Raw genomic sequence first — 20,971 nt, forward strand, 5'->3', positions numbered from 1 at the left:
TCGTGAGAAACGAGGCCCGTCCGATGTTCGACGCATCCATTGCCCCCGAGAGACTGGACGACTGTCTTGCCGTGATAACCACTGGTCTCGACGTGGAGTTGAAAGACGTGTTTCGGATCGATCCACAGGACGGAGGGTTGTTCAACTATCTCCTGCGGATCGAGACCCGTCAGGGCAGCTACTTCTTCAAGCAGTACCTCGACGACGTCCCGAATCCGACCTACGATCCGCCCGCGATACCAGCGGCCAGACGCTGCGAACTCGCCTGCGAGGTGCAGCGTCTGGCGGTCCAGGCGATGCGAGGCACCAACTGGCCGGTGGTGCCCGAGATCATGTATGTCGACCGACAGCGCAGCGCGTTCGTCATGACCGAAGCGGCGGGCGACGAACCGTTGAACGACTATTTCAGCCGCGGCGAGCGGCCGGAGTCCTTCCTGAAGAAGCTGCCTCGTGTACTGGCCGAACTCCACCGGTCGACGTTCGGACGTTTCGAACCTGGTTCCCTATTCGGCAATACGCTGTTTCGGGATTTCAAGCTCGGGCTGCAATACGATGATATCGCCGTTCGGCTGAATTCCGTGGAGGCCGATCGAGTTCTCGCGTGCCGAGCGGCTTACCAGGACCGGACCGACTGCGTCACCCACGGTGACATCAATTCACGCAATATCATCGCTGCCGATGCCGCGCTCGGAGTCATCGACTTCGAGCAGTCTCACTTGGGTACCCCTGCCTACGACCTGTCGTACATTCTCTGTGAGCTGCTCATCTCCATGGAGACCTTCGGCGCCGGAAGCGAGGTGGCGCCGATATTCGGCGTGTTTCTCGATCACTACTTCGAGCACTTCGATGCCGCCAGCCGCGAGTCGGTAGAAACGGAAATGAGTCAGCACCTGGCCATTCAGACGTTGTATCGGTTCTGGGGTCCGAGCCGAGCTGCATGGACGTTCTACGTCGACGATCCGACCGCGCACCGGGTGATCGACAGTGCACGGACACTGCTCATGCGAGACGGCCCGGTGACCGCACTACTCGGGCAGCTCCGATGAACCTTTGGGACTGGAGGGTGACAGCAGCCCTCGGCGCGTTGGGGTGGGGGAGTTGGGCACTCGTCGTCAACTGGGAGGCGGGCTGGGCTTCGGCGACAGTGTCCGCCGTTGTCCAGGGCACCGTGAGCCTCTGCTCGATCAGCTTCTTGTTGCTACTGGCCAACCAGGTGCTCGGCAGGCCGTGGAGAAGCCCTGGAATACGGGTCGTCGCCGGCACGCTCGTGCCCTACGGTGTTCTGCTCACCGTGGTGGTCACCGCGCACATGATCGCGCACACACACAATATCTTTCTCACCATCGCGCCGTCCGCCACCATCGGAATCGTATACAGCGCCATATACGCCTACAAGAACCGCGAGAAGTACGCGCCCGAGGCCGGTGCACGTGGTGCGGTCGTCGGAACGGACAGAGCGACCGCTCCCGGGCTGCCTTCGGAGCGGGGTCCTAAGCGCAGGGTCTGAATGGCCTCCGCCACGTCGGTCGAGGCCATGTCGGTCGAGCTCGGGCCCCGCTGGCGCGCCCGACCGACGACCCGAGCAACCGACAGACCGCAGCGGATGTACCGCAGTATCCGCACTGCGGTACCAGCAGCGACAAATCCGAGTGGGGACCACCATGCCGTACGAACGCTTTACCGAGCCGACGCTTGCACACCTCCTTGTGGCGCGTGCCGCTGGTCATCCGGAAAAACGTGCGTATTCCTACTTGGCGAACGGCGAGACGGTGACGGAAAGTTGGACCTACGCAACGTTGTTGTCGCAGGCCAGTGCGGTCGCAGATTCGTTGCGAGAATGCGGTGCTGCTGGTGAGCGCGTGCTGCTGCTCCACGAAAACCCGTTGCATTTCATTGCCGGGCTGTTCGGATGTGCCTTCGCCGGAGCAGTCGCGGTGCCGGCCTACTCGCCGGTCGGACGCAAGCAGATCGCGCGAATCGGCAGGATCGTCGACGATTCGGCGCACAATGCGCGCTCATGTCCGCCGCGGAGCTGAATCGGACCCGTACCGCGATCGAGCCCGACAGGCCCGCCCGGCCCATGATCTGGATCGCCTCCGACAACCTGCCGGCCACGGCCACCATCCCGGCCACCGAGCAGATAGCTGCCGATCAGCTCGCGCTGCTCCAGTACACCTCCGGCTCGACGAGTGACCCCAAAGGGGTCATGGTCAGCCATCGCAACTTCCTCCACAACCTCGAAAGCATTCGAGGCGTTCTGGGTTCGCCCTACCCGGGTGACGATCTGAACTCTGTTTCTTGGCTGCCGCTGCACCACGACATGGGTCTGGTCGGAGTGGCGCTGGCCACCGTCTATTTCGGGGGTAGTGCGGACTTGATGTCGCCCGCATCGTTTGTGCTACAACCCATTCGGTGGTTGCAGCTCATCTCGAGCAGGCGCAACGTCTGCACTTCGGCGCCGAACTTCGCCTTCGATTTGTGCATCGATGCCACCACTGCCCAACAGCGCGCGGAGCTCGACCTATCGGGATGGCGCGCTGCGCTCTGCGGTGCGGAGTTCGTGCGTCCCGACACCATGAAACGGTTCGTCGAAGTGTTCGCGCCCAACGGTTTCGACCCCGACGCGCTTCGACCGGTGTATGGCCTGGCCGAAGCCACACTGCTGGTAACCGGATCTGCGAGATCGGGTGGACCGTTGTCGAAGTGGTTGCGCCGTCGCGACCTTCATGAACGCCGAGTGGTCGAGGTGAACCCGGACGACGACAGTGCTACGGCGATGGTCGCCTGCGGGCACGCACAGCCTGGTACCACGCTGATCATCGTGGACCCTGATACGCGACGGCCGTGCCCAGCCGGGGTCGTAGGCGAGATATGGATCACCAGTGATGCTGTAGCCCAAGGGTATTGGAACAATGACGTCGCGACGACCGCCGCCTTCGAGGCAACTATCGATGGTGGTACCGGCGCACAGTACCTACGGACCGGCGATCTCGGGTTTCTCGAAGGCGATGAGCTGTTCGTCGTTGCACGCCTCAAAGACCTCATCATCATTCGCGGGCGCAACCTCTACCCCGACGATATCGAAGCAACCGTCCAGGGCATCCATCGGGTGCTGCTGCGTGGGCGTGGCGCCGCGTTCTCCGTCGATGCCGCGGACGGCGAGCATCTTGTCATCGTGCAGGAAGTCGATCGAGACGTCCCACCGGACACCGACCTCATCTCGGTATGTGCAGAGGTCGCGACCACCGTTATGCAGGAGTACGAGGTCGCCGTCTCGGACGTGCTACTCGTGGGTGCCTACCGCCTGCCGAGCACATCCAGCGGCAAGGTGCAGCGTTTCGCCTGCCGGGAGAAGTTCGTCGCCGGCACACACGAGGTGGTCGCCGGCTGGTCGCGTCCACAATCGTGGGAGACGGGAACGGTGCCGCCTGCGAGTCGGCCGGCCGCTGCCCGGCCAACGGTCGGTGAGCTCGAGGCCTGGCTGATGTCGTACCTGGCCGGTGAGCTTCGGATCGCTGTCGGCGAGATCGACCCGGGCCAGCCGTTCGCCTATTACGGCGTGGATTCCATACGCGCCGTCGAACTCGCTGCCGCCCTCAGCGCCTTCGTCGGCACCGAGTTGCGGCCGACGATCGCCTACGAGTTCCCGAGCATCGCCGAACTTGCCACACACGTGGGTAGCGTGAAACTCCCTGCGCCCCAGAAGCTGACGAATGCGCGCATGATCGGGACCGACGAACCCATTGCAGTCGTCGGGATGGCGTGCCGGTTTCCGGGCGCGGACGGACTGCACGCGTTTTGGACGCTGCTGCGGGACGGCGGGGATGCCATCTCGGAGGTTCCGTCGGACCGGTGGGACGCCGACGCGCTCTACGATCCGGAAGGTCGGCGTCCAGGGGCGATGAATACGAAATGGGGTGGCTTCATCCCCGATGTCGATCGATTCGACCGCGAGTTCTTCGGTATCTCGCCGCGGGAAGCCGAGCAGATGGACCCCCAACAGCGTCTGCTCTTACAGACGAGCTGGGAGGCGCTGGACAACGCTGGAATCCCTCCGCGGTCACTGAGTCGGTCGGCCACAGGGGTCTTCGTGGGGATCTCGAGTTATGACTATGCGCTGCTGCTGTCGATGACGGGCGATGCCGACAGCCCCTATGTGGCCACTGGCAATGCCGGAAGCATTGCCGCCAACCGGCTGTCGTACTTCCTCGATTTCGTCGGACCGAGCGTGGCCGTCGACACCGCCTGCTCCTCGTCGTTGGTGGCGGTGCATCTCGCCTGTAAGAGCCTGCATCACGGCGAATCCGAGCTCGCACTCGCCGCGGGGGTCAATGTGATCCTCTCGCCGACGGTGAACACATCGTTCTCTCGTGCCGGTATCACTTCGCCCGACGGCCGCTGCAAGGCTTTCGACTCCCGAGCAAACGGCATTGTGCGTTCCGAGGGGGTCGGTGTCGTGGTGCTCGAACCACTCTCGCGCGCAATAGAACACGGCGACCATGTGTACGCACTTGTTCGTGGTGGGGCGACCAACCAAGACGGGCGGTCCAACGGATTGACCGCGCCACGCCTCGGTTCGCAGGTCGCGGTGCTCGAGGCCGCGTATCGTGATGCCGGCGTGTCTCCGGCGGATGTCAGCTACGTCGAGGCGCATGGCACGGGCACCCCCCTCGGCGATCCGATCGAATGCGAGGCGCTCGGTCGCGTGCTGTCGAAGGGGAGGCCGGCAGGTGACCGATGCCGGCTGGGCTCGGTGAAGACGAACCTCGGTCACTTGGAGGCTGCAGCCGGGGTGGCCGGCTTGATCAAGCTCGTCCTCGCGCTCGATCGGCACGAACTCCCGGCAAGCCTGCATTTCGAATCTCCCAACCCCCACATAGATTTCGAGGCACTCGGTTTGGTTGTGCAGGCGCAGCACGCCGACTGGGTGTCATCGGATCGACCTCGCATCGCCGGCGTGAGCTCGTTCGGATTCGGGGGCACCAACGCCCATCTCGTGGTGTCGGAGTACCCCATGTCCCGTGAGATCCGATCCCTCCCGAATGGTGTCAGCCCAGCCGCCACCGGGGTGTTGCCGCTGTCTGCACGCTCCAGAGAAGGCCTGCGCACGCTGGCTGGACGGTATCGCGAGTATCTGGAAGCGAACCCGGGCATCGCCACCGACGACCTCTGCTATACCGCCGGCGCGCGGCGAAGCCACCACGCCTGTCGGGTCGCCGTCCCGTTCAGCTCGAAGGCCGGCTTGCTCGATGCGCTTCACCGGTTGAACGATGATGCGACGCAGTGCGCGGCGGTCGATGTCGGCAGGTCGCCGCGAATCGCGTTCGTCTTCTCCGGACAGGGCTCCCAATGGGCGGGCATGGGGCGGCGACTCGCGGAATGTGTGCCGGGCTTCGGCCACCATCTGGAAGCGTGCGCGGCCGCAATCGAGCGCCATGCGGGCTGGTCGCTGTTCGATGAACTGTCGGTCGAGAGTGGAGTCCGACTAGAGCAGGTCACCTCGGTGGTGCAGCCGGTACTGTTCGCTTACCAGATCGCGTTGGCGAAGCTCATTCAGAGTTGGGGGATCGAGGCCGCAGCAGTCGTCGGCCACAGCATGGGCGAGATCGCAGCTGCGCATATTGCCGGAGCGCTCGAGTTGGACGACGCGGTGCGCATCATCTGCAGACGCAGTCAGCTCATCGACGCGACCAAGGGACTCGGGGGCATGGCATCTTTGGAGCTATCGGTCGCCGACGCCACCCGCCGGATCGCTCCCTACGGGTCGCGTCTATCGATCGCGGCTGTGAACGGCCCGAAGGAGACGATCGTGTCGGGCGACGTGTCGGCGCTCGACCGGCTCGGCGCCGACGTTCTGGCCGATGAGCTCTTCTTCAGGCGGCTGAAGGTCGACGTCGCCGGGCACTGTGCTCAGGTCGAACCCTATGCGCACGAGCTGGTCGACTTCCTCGAAGGACTCACTCCAGCTACCGGCTCGCTTCCCTTCTTCTCCACTGTGGATGCCGACGAGCTCGGTGGGCAGAGGCTCGATCCCGACTATTGGGGGCGCAATCTAAGGGAGCCGGTGCGTTTTCACCCGACCATCGAGCGGATGCTCGAGCTCGGATACCACACTTTCCTGGAGATCGCTCCTCATCCCGTGCTCACTGCGTCTATGCACCAGATCGTCGAACACCCCACGCGCGCGGGTCGGCGGGCGGTGATCACATCGATACGCCGGGGCGACGAGCTCCACGCGCTCCGCGACTGCCAAGCCGCGCTCTACGAAGCCGGAGCAGACCTGCACTGGGACACGGTCTTCCCGGAGGGGCGGCACCTCACCTCGCTCCCTTCCTATCCATGGGAGCAGCAGCGGTGTTGGTCGAGCCGCCCTCGTGGGCTGCGCACCTACGACCCGCGAGGTAGCGCCCCCACCGTGCACCCGTTGCTCGGTGTGGAACATTCGCTGGCAGCGGCGCCCGGCCGGGTCTGGGAGAACGTGATCTTCGCAGGTCGGCCGAGCTACCTGGCAGATCACCGCGTCGAGGGCGCACCGATCTTTCCGGCAGTCGGCTATGTGGAACTCGCCCTGCACGCGGCAAGCCTCGACGGGGACTCCGACGGCACCGAGCACGATGCGACAATCGCCCTCCGGGACATCCAGTTCGAGGCTCCGCTGGTCTTGACCGACGCGGTCGAAGTGCAGTCGACGCAATGCGGCGACGAACTGTTCGTCGGACGCCGCGACGCCGCAGACGAGCGTACGGCGTGGAGACGGCACGCTCGGATGCATGTGGATGTCGCGTCCGAAATCTCACCACCGATCGAGGGCCTGGAAGAACTCCGTGCGCGATGTAGCTGTGCAGTGGACGTCGAGGACTTCTACCGGGGTGCGCATGAACGAGGTCTGGAGTACGGTCCCGAGTTTCGCAGGATTCGCGAACTCTACCGGGGCGAGCGCGCTGCACTTGCCCGTATCGATACGCGAGGTGCGCCGGCGGGCCATGTTGTCTACCCGGGCGTGCTCGACTCGGCGCTGCAGGTCTTGGGTGCCGCCGTCGAGCCGTCGTCGATCGGCTCGCAGCTAGTGCTGCCGGTGCGCATCGGTGCAGTCGTGTGCCACGGATCCATTTCGGACGACGGGGACGTATGGTGCTTCGCGGAGCTCGAGCAGTCCGGTGACTCGTCCGAGATCCGAGGCACCCTCCGAGGTGGCGGCACGTACTACGGACACCCTCTCGCGTGCGCCACGGCAGTCGCTTCGATTCACGCCTTCGAGGACGAAGGGATCCTGGCGCATGTCCGTCGGCTCGGGGACGAGGTGATCGGACCCGGGTTACGGACACTCGGACAGCGCCACCCTTCGGTGGGCGACGTGCGCGGCATCGGCTGTTTCTGGGTACTGGAACTGGTCGAGGACCGCGTGAGCCGGACGCCGCTCGGACCTTCGTCCGCACCGAGCGGAAACGCGAACCCTATGCAGGAACTCGAGCGCCTGTGCCTCGATCGGGGGGTGGCAGTGCTCGTCGTAGGCAACCGGGTGCATGTCTGCCCGCCGCTGATCATCATCAGCGACGACGACGTCCGTCATGGCCTGAGTGTTCTCGACGAAGCTCTCGCGGTAGCCGACCGCTATTCTCGGTCGGGGGGTGCAAACGCACCGGACCTTGGTCGGGGACGAAACCCGTTGCGTCTCGGATAGTCCCAGGATGCGATGGTCACACCTGATTCTCTAGGTTCGCAATCATCCTTCCCATCACATCCATCATCGTGTCGAATTCATCGGCCCCATGAAAGCGAGATTCCGAATCCGACCCACTGCCTTCGTAGCAGCGAACTCGCGCGAGGGCTGCCGCCGAAGAGGCAATGGTCGCCGCTTTCTGGCGGCGTCGGCTGGATCGACCCTGCATTCACAACGGGCTACTCCGACGAATACTGATCGCAGTGCTGCGCCGCGTTGGTTCGATCCAGTTGCAGATCTCAGCTCTCGTCGTCGGCGTTCGACCGTACTGTCCCACAGACCAACTCGTGGTGACCAAGCTCGGCCGCTCTCGGCGGCTCGGAGAAGACCCGCCGGACTCGCCCGCTTGGCCGATATCTGTGTGGGACGCTATGCTCATGGCGATGTCAACTCATTCTGTTCAAAGATTGGGGGTTCGATTCGTGCAAGGTGAGTGCTGATGATCACTCACATCGCGAATCGGGACGACTCCCGCCTTTCCTTCTGGCTGCGTGTGCGTGAATTCGCCGTGCCGCCTTCCATGATCGAAACTGCTACCGCCCGCCGTCGCGCGGGGGACTGGGCAGGCGCGTGCGCCGCGGCAGGCTTCGACGTCGATTTCAGTATGCGGTCGGTGGCACGCAACCACGGGCACGAACTCGCGGCCCGAATCCGGGACGATCTCCGCTATCTGGCTCCTGACCTGCTGCGCTGGCATCTGCCTAGGGTTGCTCCCGACGGATTGTTGCGACCAGGGCTGACCATTGCCTTGGCGCGGTACGATGTGGCGCCGGACAAGCGTGGGGGCGCACGTCCTATGCACCTTGTCGTTCGGACCGCGCCTGCGTGGGCGGACGCTGGTCAGCGGGTCGGCCTCGCATTGTGGGACAGAGCCACCGCCGGAGCAGGCCCCCATCCGCATCCTCGCCCCAACCGACGTTTCCGCCTCGATCTGCATCGCCACTTGTGGGATGCACGCAGGGCCGATGAGCTTGGGATACGTTGTGGGGCTGAACAACACGCAGCGAGCCACTCGCGGCTGGACCCCGAGTTGCTCGCCACGGTGCCACAGGGTTGCGCTGTCGACCGATGGGCGGCCGAGGCGGAGATACTGTGCCATGCCGAGGCACGAGGTAGCAGTGCGTTTGTCGTGCGGCCGGGGGGAGGGCAACGGTTGGTTCTCGACCTGGACGGTAACGGTGCCGGTCCGCCCACGGTGCGGATCGCGTCCGGATACCCGGTCGGCGGCGTCTCCGCGCTGCCGATTCTGCCCGACGCGGCGACCTGGGTGCTGCCCGATCTGGAACTGATCCGCGCAGGCGCGATAACGGCCGATCGGCTACATCCCCTGGTTGCCTCGGCTCTGATACCCGGTCACCGGCCGACCGCCGCGTCTCGCATCCAGGACTCGGCGGGCCAACCGCATCTCGTGCAGTGCAGGGGAGAGCAACACCGGATCGGTGTGGTCGACGGGGTTCTGGTCGCGCTGGACCACGACCAGGCCGAGATCCGGCGGGAGGAACTGCTGGCCGCCCTGACCGGTACGCCGTTGCCTTGCCTGCAGGCTATCGATGAGGCGCACCGCCATCCGGACTGCCTCACCGGTGTCAGGGAACGTTTGAACCATGGTGACACCGCAGGCGCGATGGCAATCGTCAGTGATCTGCTCGGTCCTGACGCATTACTTCGAGACGGTGCTCTGCGCGACGAACTCATCGCGTCCACGCGACGGCGAATCATCTATGGACTGTTCCGAGCAGGCCTGTCCGATCCAGGAATCGGCCGCATCCCTCCGGTGCGGCGTTCCCGCGACCATCGCGCGCATCCACGCAACGCGACCGCACGCTGACCCGGCGATCTTCGTCGCCCATCCTAACCCCTCGAGGTGATCATCCATGCTTACTGCTGTCCGCACGTCCGCCGATCCAGCCCATCCGTCCCAACTCGACGTCGCAGGCGAGTTGCTGACTCTACTGCGCGAGGTAACCACCGAACCACGCCCCGATACCCAGCTGGAGGCCTTGGCGCTGGCCGTGGCCGCCGATCTGCCGGTGCTGCTGTGGGGTGAACCGGGAATCGGGAAAACCGCGGCTCTGACTCAGCTCGCCGCCGACCTCGACCTTCCACTGACCACGGTTATCGCGAGTGTGCATGAACCATCGGACTTCTCCGGCCTTCCCATCATCGGAGATGATCCCGCGGAACACGGAGTCCCGATGGCTCCGCCGGACTGGGCTGTACGACTCGTCCGGGCAGGGCGCGGACTGCTGTTCCTGGACGAGCTGTCCACCGCGCCACCCGCAGTACAAGCCGCCCTGCTCCGTCTGGTTCTGGAACGGCGGATCGGCGCCATCCAGCTGCCACCAGGTGTCCGGATCGTGGCCGCGGCCAACCCGCCGTCCTCGGCCGCCGATGGCTGGGAGCTGAGCCCGCCGCTGGCCAACCGGTTCGTGCATCTGCAATGGACCCACGATCACGATGTCGTGGTTCGTGGCCTCAGCGGGATCTGGCCGCACGCGACACTGCCGCGGTTGGCTCCGGAGAAGCTGAGCGAGGCAGTATCTTTCGCGCGTCGCGCGGTATGTGTGCTCCTCGCGGCTCGTCCCGCTCTTGTCCATCGACTGCCGAGCACGGAAACACGCCGAGGTGGTCCTTGGCCGTCGCCGCGAAGCTGGGAGATGGCACTGCGGCTGATCGCCTTCGCCACTGCGGCCGGTTCATCCCGAGATGTGCTTTCCCTACTGGTCCGGGGTGCTGTAGGTGATGGTCCCGGCTTCGAACTGCTCGCCAGTTTGGGTCGGATGGACCTCCCGGATCCGGAAGTGCTGCTCGCCGATCCGGAAGGCGCCGCCTTGCCCGAACGCGGGGATCTGCGCCAAGCCGTGCTCGACGGCGTTGTGGCGGCAGTCCGCAAAAACCCGGAGAAATCCCGCTGGGATGCGGCATGGGCACTTTTGGTCAAAGCTATGGAAACCGGAGCCCCGGATGTGGTCGTCGTTCCCGCAACAACTCTCGCCACACTGCGCCGGGAAGACTGGGACGTGCCGGTGGCGATCGAGGAACTCGCCGGGGTGATCTCGGTGTCCAAGGAAGCCGACCGGGTAGCCGATCGTGCCGCCGCGAAGGTAGGCCGATGAGCGCGTACACACCGGGGACCCTGGACCGCGACAAGCTCTTCGCCGCCCGACTACACGCAGTCAGGGTCCGGCCCTATCTGGCGAGCGCGCTGTTCGCCCTGTATGTCGTCGAATCGCGCCGAGTACCGACGATGGGTGTCGACCGGTACTGGCGGTGCTACGTGTCGCCTGCGTTCGTGGACCGGACCCCGGTGGAGGACCTGGCCGGAGTATGGGTGCACGAAGTATCACATCTGCTGCGCGACCATCACAGTCGCAGTGACCGATTCGCCCGGCGACACGGCCTGATCGACCCGGCGGAACGGTTGCGGATGAACATCGCCGCCGACTGCGAAATCAACGACGACATATTCGGTGCCGGCTTGGCTCGGCCCGACGGGGCTGTCACACCCGAGTCGCTGGGGTTGCCCGACGGCGAGCTCATGGAGGATTATCTGCGCCAGTTCCGGCTTGGCCCGCATACACAGGACATAGCCTGGCTCGACTGCGGCAGCGGGGCCGACGGATCGCACCGCGAATGGGAGCTGGGACCCGACCACGCGAACGGACTCAGCAAACAGGAACGCGACGCCGTCCGCTTCCGGGTGGCGCAAGGCATCATCGGCCGTCCTGGGGATACCCCCGAAGGGTGGAAGCGCTGGGCGGAAGAGGTATTCCACCCACCACAGCCATGGCGAAATCTACTGGGCGCCGCCATCCGCTCGGCGGTCTGCAGCGCCGGTGCGGGCGAGGACTACCGCTATGGCCGACCGGCCCGGCGCTCGGCCGGGGTGCCCGGTGTGGTGCTGGCGAGTCTGCGGCGAACGCCACCAAGGGTCGCGGTGCTCATCGACACATCCGGTTCGGTCAGTGACACCGAACTGGGCAGCGCGCTGCTCGAAATGGCCGCTATCGTCCGTGCCGTAGGCGGCCGCCGCGACCTGGTCACCGTAGTGTCCTGTGACGCGGCAGCCAGAATCGTGCACCCACTGTGCCGCGCCGAGGGAATACCATTGCTCGGCGGTGGGGGAACGGACCTGCGTACGGGCATAACCAAGGCGCTGCGAACCCAACCAGGTCCCGATGCCCTCGTCATCCTGACCGACGGCCAGACCCCCTGGCCCACCAGACGACCACCCTGCCGAACCGTGGTGGGACTGTTTCGTCGGCAGTGCACCACGTCATGGCGCGAATCCGATCCCGACTACACCCCGGACCCACCGCCCGCATGGGCCCGAGTAGTCGATATCGGGTAGGTGTCCGCCGCTCGATGGCTGCAAGCAGCCCCACCGCGATCACAACGACGGCGATCATGGCCGCAGCGACCAGCCAGAAGGTTTGGCCGTAGTCGACAGGCGAGTCCACCGTTGCCGTGAGAACCAAGGCCGCGCCGTACGCGATTCCCAACGTCCGTCACGTGTCGCGACGATCGGCAGTGGCGGTCCGTCGGGCCGAGGATTTCGCGGTGCGGGAATCCCACTATCCCGGCTGGCCTCGACCCCAACACCGCGCCCGCCGTAGCCACTACCAGCGACGATCCCAACTCGGACCATGACCTGGAAGTCCGGCTGCGGCGCTAGCCCTGATTCTCTAGGTTCGCAATCATCCTTCCCATCACATCCATCGTCGTGTCGAATTCATCGGCCCCGATCCCGGTGGAAGCGAGATTCCGAATCCGATCTACGGAGCTAGAGGCTTCGTTGTACACGTCGGATCCTGCAGGGGTCAGCGCGTAACGCTGGTCGGCGTGTTGCACTATCCACCCGCGGTTGCGCAGGTCGGAGACCACCGTCGCGGCATTTTCTCGATTGACCTCCCAGAATGGGCGCAGCGCGTCTACGAGTGCTGCATCGTCGATCGGTGCTGTCCGAACGACGTTCAGCGTCTGCCATTCCCTCCGGCTCAGCCCTGCCTTCGCGAGCAACCGGTCAAAGGTGGATTCGATGAGTTGATCGAGCCGCTTGAGCTGATATCCGATCAACCTCCCGTCGTCGGGTGTAGTCGAGGCTGCCGGACCGAGCTGGTCTGCATCCTGACTTGCGCATGCCGCCACCGGAGCAATGGCCATCGCAATGTAAAGGAGGAGCGCGGGGATACGCATGAGCATGGACATCCACACCTATCTATGACTGATTACAATTACTTGTTGCACTACATGTAGTTGTAGTCAAGCTACCATTGTGATATGAGCGATGTCGAGTGCATCGAACGCGCAATGCTCGCGATTCGTCGCCGTCAGACCAAACGCACGCTGCAGGGTGGAGAGGAGATCGTCGGTCAGGCTTTCGACGTCCTCGATGTCATCGAGTCGTCTACCGATACGACGGTCTCCATGGTGGCGACTGCACTTGCGGTGGACCAGCCGCGGGCAAGCAGGCTGGTCGCGACAGCTGTCGAGGCGAACCTGGTGCGGCGAGTTGCCGACCAGACGGATGGTCGCCGCTCGATACTGCTGTTGACCGATCAGGGTTATGACGTCGTCGCCGCGGCTCATCGCCACCGCCGGCAGGCATTCGAACGAGCCATGGATGGGTGGACCGATTCGGAGCGTATGGACTTTGCGCGACTGCTGACTCGTTTCGTCGACGCGATGCCGTGAGTTGACCGTCGGTGCGCATGGTCCGCGCGTTGTCGGTGCGGCATGGTCACCTGGTTCGGGTAGATCGTGCGCGCTCGAGCGAGGCAGTCCAGGTTCACACCCGAGGTCCGTCCGGCTGCAGCCTGCTTCCATTCCGCGGGCTCGGCTACGCCCCAAAAGCTCTCTGCAGCGGTACGAAGACAGTCAGCTGCTCGACCGCCACCGACCCCGCTGGGATGTCGGGATCTCGCATGAGCTGTCCGGCGAGGACGCCCGGCTCCGTCGTGATGCGGCGCCGAGTATTCGGCACGGGGACCGGCCGAGCATCAGGCGAGTGCCCGACCGGTTCGTCCCAGGGTGGAAGGTGTTATCGCAGGTTGTCGACGAAGGCGAGTAGGTCGTCGTTGAGCCGTTGCTTGTGGGTGTCGGTGAGGCCGTGGGGAGCGCCGGGGTAGACCACGAGCGTGGAGTCCTCGACGATTGCGTCGGCCTCGCGGGCGGAGTTGTCGATCGGCACGATCTGGTCGTCGTCGCCGTGGACGATCAGGGTGGGCACGTCGATCTTCTCGAGGTCGCTGGTGAGGTCGGTTTCGGAAAAGGCTTCGATGGAGTCGTAGGCGGCCTTGTGGCCGGACTGCATGCTCTGTAGCCAGAAGGTGTCCTTCATACCCTGGGAGACATTCGAGTCGGGGCGGTTGGCGCCGAAGAAGGGGCCTTCGGCGAGATCGCGGTAGAGCTGTGCGCGGTCGGCGTGGGACCCGGCGCGCAGGCCGTCGAACACCTCGATCGGCACACCGTTGGGGTTGTCCGCCGTCTCGACCATCTGTGGTGTGACCGCGGAGATGAGCGCGACCTGGGCAACCCTGTCGGTGCCGTGTCGGCCCACATAGCGGGCTACCTCGCCACCGCCGGTGGAGAACCCGACCAGGGTCGCTTCCCGCAGATCCAGCTTCTCGACGACCGCGGCCAGGTCGTCGGCGTAGTGGTCCATGTCGTTGCCGGTCCAGGTTTGGGAGGAACGGCCGTGCCCACGACGGTCGTGGGCGATGACCCGGTAGCCGTTGTCGGCCAAGTGCAGCATCTGCGCTTCCCAGGCGTCGGAGTTCAGGGGCCAGCCGTGGCTGAACAGCACCGGCCGCCCGGAGCGGGGACCCCAGTCCTTGTAGAAGATCTCTACGCCGTCGGTGGTCGTGACGTAGCCCTCGTTGAGTCGTTCGTTGTTCGCGGCCGTTGCGCTTGTCGGGGTGTCATCGGAGCCGGCCTCGTCGGTCGCGGTGCACCCGGCGACCAGGCCGATCGTGGCCACACCCGCCATGAGCGCGGTCCACACACCGCGGTGACTGCGACGGGCCGGGCGGGTGGAGTTGTCGTTGGTGTTCATGCTGTTACGTCCTCATCTCATGACAGTGGTCCCAAGAGACCGGTAGCGATCGATCCTCGGTACCCCGGTCTCCTTTCGGAGAATTAACGTTCTCGTTTGTCCGGGAGTACGTTAGAGAATGAATGTTCTCGGCGCTAGTTCTCCGGCAGGGATAGCGCTATGACTATCGCCACACGCCCGGGCAACAGGAGGGAACCATGCCGACGACAACCCGCAGCCGGTCCGCGTCGCAGTCGCAGACCGACGAGGAGATCCGCGAACACGTCTTGGCCACCGCCGGCCGGCTCTACTACAGCCAGGGCGTCCACGCCGTTTGCATGGGCGCCCTACGAACCGAGGCCGGCGTCTCCCTCAAACGCCTCTACCAGCTCTTTCCCTCCAAGGAGAACCTCGTAGAGGCCGTCTTGGAGCACCGACACCACACCTGGAACGAACTCGTCGAAGCCGCCATCGCCACTGGCGACACGCCACGCGACCGACTCCTCGCGATCTACGACATGCTGGTCCGCTGGACGGGCGAAGACGGCTTCCGTGGTTGTGTCTTCATCAACACCTTCGGCGAACTGGGCGGCACCGCACCCCGCATCGTCACCCTCATCCGCGAACACAAAGCCCAATTCCAAGCCCGCCTCGCCGAACTCGTCATCGAAACCGGCGCCCCCATCGAACTCGCCCACCAACTCGCCATACTCGCCGAAGGGGCGCAAACCACCGCCGCCATCGCCGGGACCAACGACGCCGCCTGTCACGCCCGCACCGCCGCAGCAACCCTCATCGACACCGCTTTGACCGCAATCCCGGCACCATGAACCGCAACGCCACGTGATGCCGGTTCGCCGGACACTTCCCTCGACGGCGCTACCCCTGCTGCGGACCTCGGCGCAGCGGCTACCCGGCAGTGAGCACGTCGAAGGAACGGCCGCGGTTCCATCGTTGGGCGCAATACCTTCAATTCTATTGACAGTGATTTCCGACACCGATAGCGTCTCGCTGGTTCGGCCAGGAGTCGGAGGTGGACCTGTGCGGCATGCGGTAGACACTCTCATCGACCGGTTCTTTCGGCGTCCGAGTGGGACGATCGCGCGAGGATGGTGGCGCGATCCGGTGGCACATCACCGGATCTTCGATGAGGTGCTGACCGCGCTGGACCCGGGACCCGATGATTACCTGCTGGAAATCGGTTGTGGTGGTGGAACATTCGTCGACCGCGCGCTGCGGTCGGGGTGCCGGGCAACGGCGGTCGATCACAGTGCGGACATGGTGGACCTGACGCGTACGCGCAACGCAGCTGCGATACAGGATGGGCGTTTGGAGGTGGTGCAAGCCTCCGCCGAGCACTTGCCGCTGGCGGATGGCCGGTACACCTGCGCGACGATGATGAACGCCTTCTTCTTCATGGACGGTCCGGCGGTGCTGACCCAGCTGCGGCGCGTGCTGGCTCCGGGCGGCCGGCTGGTCGTCCACACGGTGGCGCCGAATCCGCCTGCGACGGTCGCGCCGGGCGTACTGGTCCGGCGGATGCGCTGCTACGAGGAATCCGAGCTGGTGTCGATGCTGGCCGACGCCGGATTCGCCGAACCGCGGGTCGAAGCGCGAGGTCGCTCGGAGCAGCTGCTGACGGCGGTGGCGCCGGCATGAGCGAGTCGAAGTCCGGCGCTAGTCTCGATATAGGGATCCGATCCGACCGGCGTGGTATCCACGGTGAACGACGCATATCCGTGAGCATGGACCGATTGCCCGGGTCGACGTGGGTGAGGCGCGAGATTCGTCGGTCGCCGACGTCCGTCCTATAGCTTTTGCTCGCCGACCCTCAAATGGTGATCCCGAAGACGCTGGTGGGACAGGTCGCGACCACGGTGGGGGTAGTGTTTCGACGCTGCTGTCGAAAGTTGCGAGCTGAGCTGGTTGCGGTGAGCCAGTTGGAGCAGCAATCGTTCTGTGAAGAGGGGTTGGAATCCTCTGATTCCAGAACCTCGAGTGGGTCGGCCAGGAGTTCGCGGCCGACCCAACGGCGAACGTTGAACGCAGTCGCGCGGACGATCTGACGGGCGATCATGCCTTGGGTGCGTGATTCCACCGACTCGTTCATTCATGCCTCCGGAAATGCCTCCCTCGTAGCTGATTTCGGCTTGTCGGTCGCCGCAGTGCGGTGGTGGCTCACTAGCACAACGAAAGCGGTGCGAACCCCCAGGGTCCACAGCGCTTGTATCCCGTCGATTACGATGGATCAATATTGGCGGCAGGTCATCGACGATAAAACCGCAGGTCAGTAAGTGTCGTATCCATTTCCTACCCGCGCGAGGAGTCCTTGCCGTGACCGATCCCGCCGCCACCGCGGCATCATCCAGCACCACATTCGTCGTGGTGCCCGAGTACGTCTCCGACGCCGGTCGCTACGTGCAGCAGACCGCTCAGAACCTCGTCAGCGGGTTGCGTTCGGCATCAGCCGAAGTCGACGGACTGATGACGAGCTGGCGTGGCGTGGCGGCCGATGCCTACGCCGGGGCCTGGGACGAGACACACCGCGCCGCGCTGGAGGTGTTCGAGGCGTTGGCTGAAATGGCCGAACTGCTGGGCGTGGTGGTCAACCGTGCCGCGGCCGCGGACACCACCGCCGCGGACGGTTTCGGCTCGTTGAGCCTGCCGCCGATCTGATACATTGACCACCCGAACCGGGGGGACACCATGACCGAATTCCGCGTAGATCTCGAGCACCTGGACATCGTCACCGCCCGCATGGAGGGCTTGAATGGTTTTGTGGCGGAATCCCTGCGGGAAGTCGAGGAACGTATTGCCGCCGTGCAGGGCAACTGGAGTGGTGAGGCCGCCGATGCGCACGCTACCGCACACGCCGAATGGACCGCTGCCGCCATCAAGATCCGCGAGGGCCTGACAAGAATGCGGGCTGCGGCCACCGCCGCACGCAAGGAATACGAGTCCGCCGCAGCGGCCAATGTTGCCATGCTCGGCCGCGGTGGCTCCGGGGCCGCCGAGTGACTGTCATCGAGGTGGCGGTGCCGGTCTACTACGAAACCGCTACCAAGCTGGCTACCGCTGCGGCCGATTTCTGGGCTGCCGTGGATGGCGAATGGTCCGCCATGACCGAGGCAACGGATATGGCGGGGTCGTATTCGGACGCGAAAAAGTGGGGCGAATCCTACGACAGCCGGGCCGCGGAAATCTTGCGCATGGTCTCCAAGATCGCCAAGGCAGCTCACGGGTACGCCCTGATCTTGCAGGAAATCGGCTACAACCACGAATGCGCCGATCACGTGGCAACCATGGGGGCTGGTGCGCTGCCCGCCCCACCGACCGTGCTGTACCCCCCGGTGGTCATGTGTCGCTCTCCGCTACCTTCCGCGGGCGGCCCTGGTAACGGTTTGGTGGATGAGGGTATAGGGCTGGCCGAAATGATCGGCATCGTCGTGCCCGACGGCAACGCGACCACGATCAGCAACGCGGCCGACACATGGGAACGAGTAGCCCGCGCCGCCGACGTTGCTGGATTTCCGGCCGCGCTCGAGGCGGCCGCGGCTGCTTTCGAGTCGCAGACGGCACCCGAAGTAGCGTTCATCGACGAGGATATCCGCGCAGTGAAAGCGGCTGCGGAGGCCGTCATTGCGGCTATGGCCGATCTGGCTGCATCCTGCCGCGATCATCGCATTGCCCTGGACGAGCTGCGGGACGACCTGAAATCGCAGCTCGAGGACATCCGCGACGCGCTGTTGACGGAACTGGCCATCAACGCCGCTATCTCGATTGCCTCGAGCTGGATTACGTTCGGCGCCAGTGCCGCTGTCGGTGTGGCCGGTGCCGCAGCCATCTGCGCTCGCTACGCGCGCCCGATGCGGCGCATGATCGAGCGATGGCAGGCCGAACGCGGTATCGCCGCGGGGGTGAAGCTGGATGCCGATATCGCCCGGCATGTACGGGAAATGGAGCGGCTCGAAGACCTGAAACCAGGCGGGCGGCTCAAACCAAAACCCGACCCACCAGTGGCGCTGAGTGCCGATGACGTGGCAATACTGAGGCAGGGACCGAGCGACACCAATGCCCAATCGCTGACCGCCGCCCTGCGCGAAGGCAGAGTGACCCCCGAGCAGCAACGTCAGATAGACGCGCTCAACAACGCGCTGGGCAAGCTTCCCCCTCATGAGGGATTGGTGGTCCGGCACACCACCCTCACCGACGAACAGCTGGCCCGATACGTTGAGAAGAAGGCGACCACAGAACTTGGGTACACATCCGCGAGTACGAACCGTCAAGGCGTGAATGAGTTGACCGTCAACACTTCGAATGTTGAGTTCCAGATCGTCAGTAAAACCGGGCGTGACTATAGCCGGTACGGCACACCGGACGAAGTTCTGTTCGCATCGGGAACGGATTTCGTGGTGCACAGCAAGGTCTTTGATACAGCAAAGGGTCGTTGGGTGATCCAGATGGCGGAACGATAAGGAGCAAAATCATGCCGGAAAAAATCGGTGGCAAACTCTTCTACACCGACGAAGAAGCCGAGAAACTCGGGCTGGTATATACCCCGGAGGAATACGCACACAATCAGGCAATATTCGACCAGTTCGAAAAGGACCGCGCTGCGGCCGGTCCCGCACCCGAAGGGACCACGCCAGGGCTAGGCGGCCGCTTCTCCGACGACCTGGAAGGCACTGAATTCGAGGGCTGGACTCGAGACCAGTCAGGCCAATGGTTCGACAAACAGGGGCGGCCGGTCAACAACGAGAAGTAAGAACCTTTCCGCTCGCGCGGGGATCGTCACTGGTCTTCGGCTGGTTCTGTTGGAGCACGAAGACATCCAGCATGCACCGACCGCTATCCGGCTGGCTACGACTGCAACTGGCGTGATCGCGTATTCGGCGGGTACGCGTCTGCAGGAGGATCAATTCAGCCTGAATCTGAAAAGGCCCAGGTCATGGGTCAGGCGAGGATCAGGAAGACGAGAGTTGTAGCCGTTGAGGTGTCGAAACAGGTTGGCTGGCATCAAAACTCGAGACGATCTCAACGATTTCCCTGACACAGATCACCTCCACCGGGCGTCGGCTCGAATTCCACGGCGGGGGCTGCCTGCGATGGGTGCGATGTAGCCGACACGCCTGTTGTCACATACCGTGCACGTCGCCCGTCCTACCTGCGAGACAGACAGCGACGATCCGGATCGCCTCGGCGGCCTCGGGTCGATCAGCTGCAGAACTCGGATATTTCCGGTAGTTCGACGGGAGAGAATGATGGACTCGGCAAAGTATCGTCTGGCGGACGAACGACTATGGAGCAGTGCGGAAGTCACGCCGCAGGAGCTGTTCGTCCGACTGCCGCGTCTCGGCTCTGACGTGCGGGTCCAGATCGTGGGCGACGGGCCGCCCGTGCTTTTCGTGCACGGAGCCCCGAACGCCGGCTCTGCGTGGGCGCCCTTGATGGGTGCGCTCTCGAGCTATCGCTGCTTCCTGCTCGATCGGCCGGGCACCGGGCTCAGCGCGCCGCTGTCGGGCAAGTGGTCGACCGAACGGATGCTCACCTACGCCGACAGCCTGGTGGCGGACGCGCTCGACGCGCTCGATCTCGAGCACGCCGATGTCGTGGCGTCATCGTTCGGTGGGTATATCACCCTGCGGTCCGCGGCCGCGCACCCGGACCGCATCGACCGCATCGTGCAGATGGGTGCCCCAGCGCTGGTGCCGGGCATGACTGTGCCCCGGTTCATGCGGTTGCTGACCGCACCGGTCATCGGCAACATTGTTCGCCGGTTGCCCCCGACCGCTAGCGGCAACAACAGCGTGATGCGTGAGATGGGGCACCATACGAGTCTCGACAGCGGACGTTTTCCGGATGCGTTCCTCGACTGGTATCTGGCTCTGCAACGCCATACCGACACCATGCGTCATGACGGCGCCATGATCGCGGCCAGCGCGCGGCGCGGGCGGTTCGCGGATGAACTTCTGCTGACCGACGAGACCCTGCACAAGGTCGTCGCCCCGACTCTGCTTTTTTGGGGCGCCGACGATGGTTTCGGCGGCGCCGACGTCGGAACGGACCTGGCGACCCGGCTACCGCACGCCACCCTCGACATGCTCGAGGGCGGCGGCCACCTGCCGTGGCTCGACAATCCGTCGCGGGCCGCCGCCGCCGTGGCCTCGTGGTTGAGTGCGGATGCCACCGTGTGAGCATTCCGAAAGCGAGACGCCCGC

The 20,971-nt window shown here is 64.6% G+C and carries 18 protein-coding genes; 15 read left to right on the forward strand and 3 right to left on the reverse strand.

Features of this window, described 5'->3' with window-relative positions; translation table 11 throughout:
• Positions 1-2 precede the first annotated feature (2 nt).
• The 7 genes from K940_RS0126175 to K940_RS0126205 all read left to right on the forward strand — a co-directional run bounded on the left by K940_RS0126175 (position 3) and on the right by K940_RS0126205 (position 12,071).
• Entirely contained in the window at positions 3-1,046 is a 1,044-nt protein-coding gene (locus tag K940_RS0126175) for a phosphotransferase family protein (RefSeq protein WP_028479889.1), read from the forward strand.
• Positions 1,047-1,063: 17 nt separating this feature from the next.
• Entirely contained in the window at positions 1,064-1,507 is a 444-nt protein-coding gene (locus K940_RS0126180; RefSeq protein ID WP_028479890.1) for a hypothetical protein, read from the forward strand.
• A 154-nt stretch (positions 1,508-1,661) separates the two neighbouring features.
• Positions 1,662-2,036 (forward strand): AMP-binding protein, encoded by a 375-nt coding sequence (locus tag K940_RS31285; protein ID WP_081706708.1) that lies wholly within the window; start codon positions 1,662-1,664, stop codon positions 2,034-2,036.
• Positions 2,018-7,681 (forward strand): type I polyketide synthase, encoded by a 5,664-nt coding sequence (locus K940_RS30550; RefSeq protein ID WP_051407570.1) that lies wholly within the window; start codon positions 2,018-2,020, stop codon positions 7,679-7,681. The genes K940_RS31285 and K940_RS30550 overlap by 19 nt, the downstream gene beginning before the upstream one ends.
• A 478-nt stretch (positions 7,682-8,159) precedes the next feature.
• Entirely contained in the window at positions 8,160-9,548 is a 1,389-nt protein-coding gene (locus tag K940_RS0126195) for a hypothetical protein (RefSeq protein WP_028479892.1), read from the forward strand.
• A 46-nt stretch (positions 9,549-9,594) separates the two neighbouring features.
• Positions 9,595-10,836 carry an AAA family ATPase gene (locus K940_RS0126200; RefSeq protein ID WP_028479893.1) on the forward strand — a complete coding sequence of 414 codons (1,242 nt, stop codon included), beginning with the start codon at positions 9,595-9,597 and terminating at the stop codon, positions 10,834-10,836.
• Positions 10,833-12,071, forward strand: a complete 1,239-nt coding sequence (locus K940_RS0126205; RefSeq protein ID WP_028479894.1) for a VWA-like domain-containing protein — start codon at positions 10,833-10,835, stop codon at positions 12,069-12,071. The genes K940_RS0126200 and K940_RS0126205 overlap by 4 nt, the downstream gene beginning before the upstream one ends.
• Before the next feature lie 320 nt (positions 12,072-12,391).
• On the opposite strand, the gene K940_RS0126210 is transcribed toward K940_RS0126205, so the two are convergent.
• Complete coding sequence (locus tag K940_RS0126210; protein ID WP_231390524.1) at positions 12,392-12,922, reverse strand: MarR family winged helix-turn-helix transcriptional regulator; 531 nt, start codon at positions 12,920-12,922, stop codon at positions 12,392-12,394.
• Positions 12,923-13,000: 78 nt separating this feature from the next.
• Between K940_RS0126210 and K940_RS0126215 the strand changes: the two genes are divergently transcribed.
• The gene (locus K940_RS0126215; RefSeq protein ID WP_028479896.1) at positions 13,001-13,414 is read left to right on the forward strand and encodes a MarR family winged helix-turn-helix transcriptional regulator; all 414 of its coding nucleotides are present in this window, start codon (positions 13,001-13,003) and stop codon (positions 13,412-13,414) included.
• A gap of 346 nt (positions 13,415-13,760) precedes the next feature.
• On the opposite strand, the gene K940_RS0126225 is transcribed toward K940_RS0126215, so the two are convergent.
• Positions 13,761-14,774 (reverse strand): alpha/beta fold hydrolase, encoded by a 1,014-nt coding sequence (locus tag K940_RS0126225; RefSeq protein WP_028479897.1) that lies wholly within the window; start codon positions 14,772-14,774, stop codon positions 13,761-13,763.
• 197 nt (positions 14,775-14,971) lie between these two features.
• Between K940_RS0126225 and K940_RS0126230 the strand changes: the two genes are divergently transcribed.
• Together K940_RS0126230 and K940_RS31290 are read left to right on the forward strand one after the other, a co-directional pair.
• Positions 14,972-15,583, forward strand: a complete 612-nt coding sequence (locus K940_RS0126230; RefSeq protein WP_028479898.1) for a TetR/AcrR family transcriptional regulator — start codon at positions 14,972-14,974, stop codon at positions 15,581-15,583.
• Positions 15,584-15,794: 211 nt separating this feature from the next.
• Entirely contained in the window at positions 15,795-16,412 is a 618-nt protein-coding gene (locus tag K940_RS31290; RefSeq protein WP_196812388.1) for a class I SAM-dependent methyltransferase, read from the forward strand.
• A 172-nt stretch (positions 16,413-16,584) separates the two neighbouring features.
• On the opposite strand, the gene K940_RS0126240 is transcribed toward K940_RS31290, so the two are convergent.
• Positions 16,585-16,863 (reverse strand): hypothetical protein, encoded by a 279-nt coding sequence (locus K940_RS0126240; protein WP_028479899.1) that lies wholly within the window; start codon positions 16,861-16,863, stop codon positions 16,585-16,587.
• Positions 16,864-17,087: 224 nt separating this feature from the next.
• On the opposite strand from K940_RS0126240, the gene K940_RS33385 reads away from it, so the two are divergent.
• The 5 genes from K940_RS33385 to K940_RS0126265 all read left to right on the forward strand — a co-directional run bounded on the left by K940_RS33385 (position 17,088) and on the right by K940_RS0126265 (position 20,947).
• Positions 17,088-17,429: a WXG100 family type VII secretion target gene (locus K940_RS33385; RefSeq protein ID WP_051407572.1), complete on the forward strand. Its 342-nt coding sequence runs from the start codon at positions 17,088-17,090 to the stop codon at positions 17,427-17,429.
• 30 nt (positions 17,430-17,459) lie between these two features.
• Positions 17,460-17,771: a WXG100 family type VII secretion target gene (locus tag K940_RS0126250; RefSeq protein ID WP_036530479.1), complete on the forward strand. Its 312-nt coding sequence runs from the start codon at positions 17,460-17,462 to the stop codon at positions 17,769-17,771.
• A 101-nt stretch (positions 17,772-17,872) separates the two neighbouring features.
• Positions 17,873-19,228, forward strand: coding sequence for a hypothetical protein (locus K940_RS0126255; protein ID WP_155981136.1), 1,356 nt, complete (start codon positions 17,873-17,875; stop codon positions 19,226-19,228).
• A gap of 11 nt (positions 19,229-19,239) precedes the next feature.
• Positions 19,240-19,518 (forward strand): hypothetical protein, encoded by a 279-nt coding sequence (locus tag K940_RS0126260; protein WP_028479902.1) that lies wholly within the window; start codon positions 19,240-19,242, stop codon positions 19,516-19,518.
• A 493-nt stretch (positions 19,519-20,011) separates the two neighbouring features.
• Positions 20,012-20,947, forward strand: a complete 936-nt coding sequence (locus tag K940_RS0126265; protein WP_081706712.1) for an alpha/beta fold hydrolase — start codon at positions 20,012-20,014, stop codon at positions 20,945-20,947.
• Positions 20,948-20,971 lie beyond the last annotated feature (24 nt).

The organism is Nocardia sp. CNY236, assembly GCF_000482385.1.
In the GTDB taxonomy this organism is placed as follows: domain Bacteria; phylum Actinomycetota; class Actinomycetes; order Mycobacteriales; family Mycobacteriaceae; genus Nocardia.

Bases quoted from the DNA above. Each gene is read 5' to 3' on its own strand.
- K940_RS31285 (WP_081706708.1), top strand. From the start codon at position 1,662: ATGCCGTACGAACGCTTTACCGAGCCGACGCTTGCACACCTCCTTGTG.
- K940_RS30550 (WP_051407570.1), top strand. From the start codon at position 2,018: ATGTCCGCCGCGGAGCTGAATCGGACCCGTACCGCGATCGAGCCCGAC.
- K940_RS0126195 (WP_028479892.1), top strand. From the start codon at position 8,160: ATGATCACTCACATCGCGAATCGGGACGACTCCCGCCTTTCCTTCTGG.
- K940_RS0126200 (WP_028479893.1), top strand. From the start codon at position 9,595: ATGCTTACTGCTGTCCGCACGTCCGCCGATCCAGCCCATCCGTCCCAA.
- K940_RS0126205 (WP_028479894.1), top strand. From the start codon at position 10,833: ATGAGCGCGTACACACCGGGGACCCTGGACCGCGACAAGCTCTTCGCC.
- K940_RS0126210 (WP_231390524.1), bottom strand. From the start codon at position 12,922: ATGCTCATGCGTATCCCCGCGCTCCTCCTTTACATTGCGATGGCCATT.
- K940_RS0126215 (WP_028479896.1), top strand. From the start codon at position 13,001: ATGAGCGATGTCGAGTGCATCGAACGCGCAATGCTCGCGATTCGTCGC.
- K940_RS0126225 (WP_028479897.1), bottom strand. From the start codon at position 14,774: ATGAACACCAACGACAACTCCACCCGCCCGGCCCGTCGCAGTCACCGC.
- K940_RS0126230 (WP_028479898.1), top strand. From the start codon at position 14,972: ATGCCGACGACAACCCGCAGCCGGTCCGCGTCGCAGTCGCAGACCGAC.
- K940_RS0126240 (WP_028479899.1), bottom strand. From the start codon at position 16,863: ATGAACGAGTCGGTGGAATCACGCACCCAAGGCATGATCGCCCGTCAG.
- K940_RS0126250 (WP_036530479.1), top strand. From the start codon at position 17,460: ATGACCGAATTCCGCGTAGATCTCGAGCACCTGGACATCGTCACCGCC.
- K940_RS0126255 (WP_155981136.1), top strand. From the start codon at position 17,873: ATGACCGAGGCAACGGATATGGCGGGGTCGTATTCGGACGCGAAAAAG.
- K940_RS0126260 (WP_028479902.1), top strand. From the start codon at position 19,240: ATGCCGGAAAAAATCGGTGGCAAACTCTTCTACACCGACGAAGAAGCC.
- K940_RS0126265 (WP_081706712.1), top strand. From the start codon at position 20,012: ATGATGGACTCGGCAAAGTATCGTCTGGCGGACGAACGACTATGGAGC.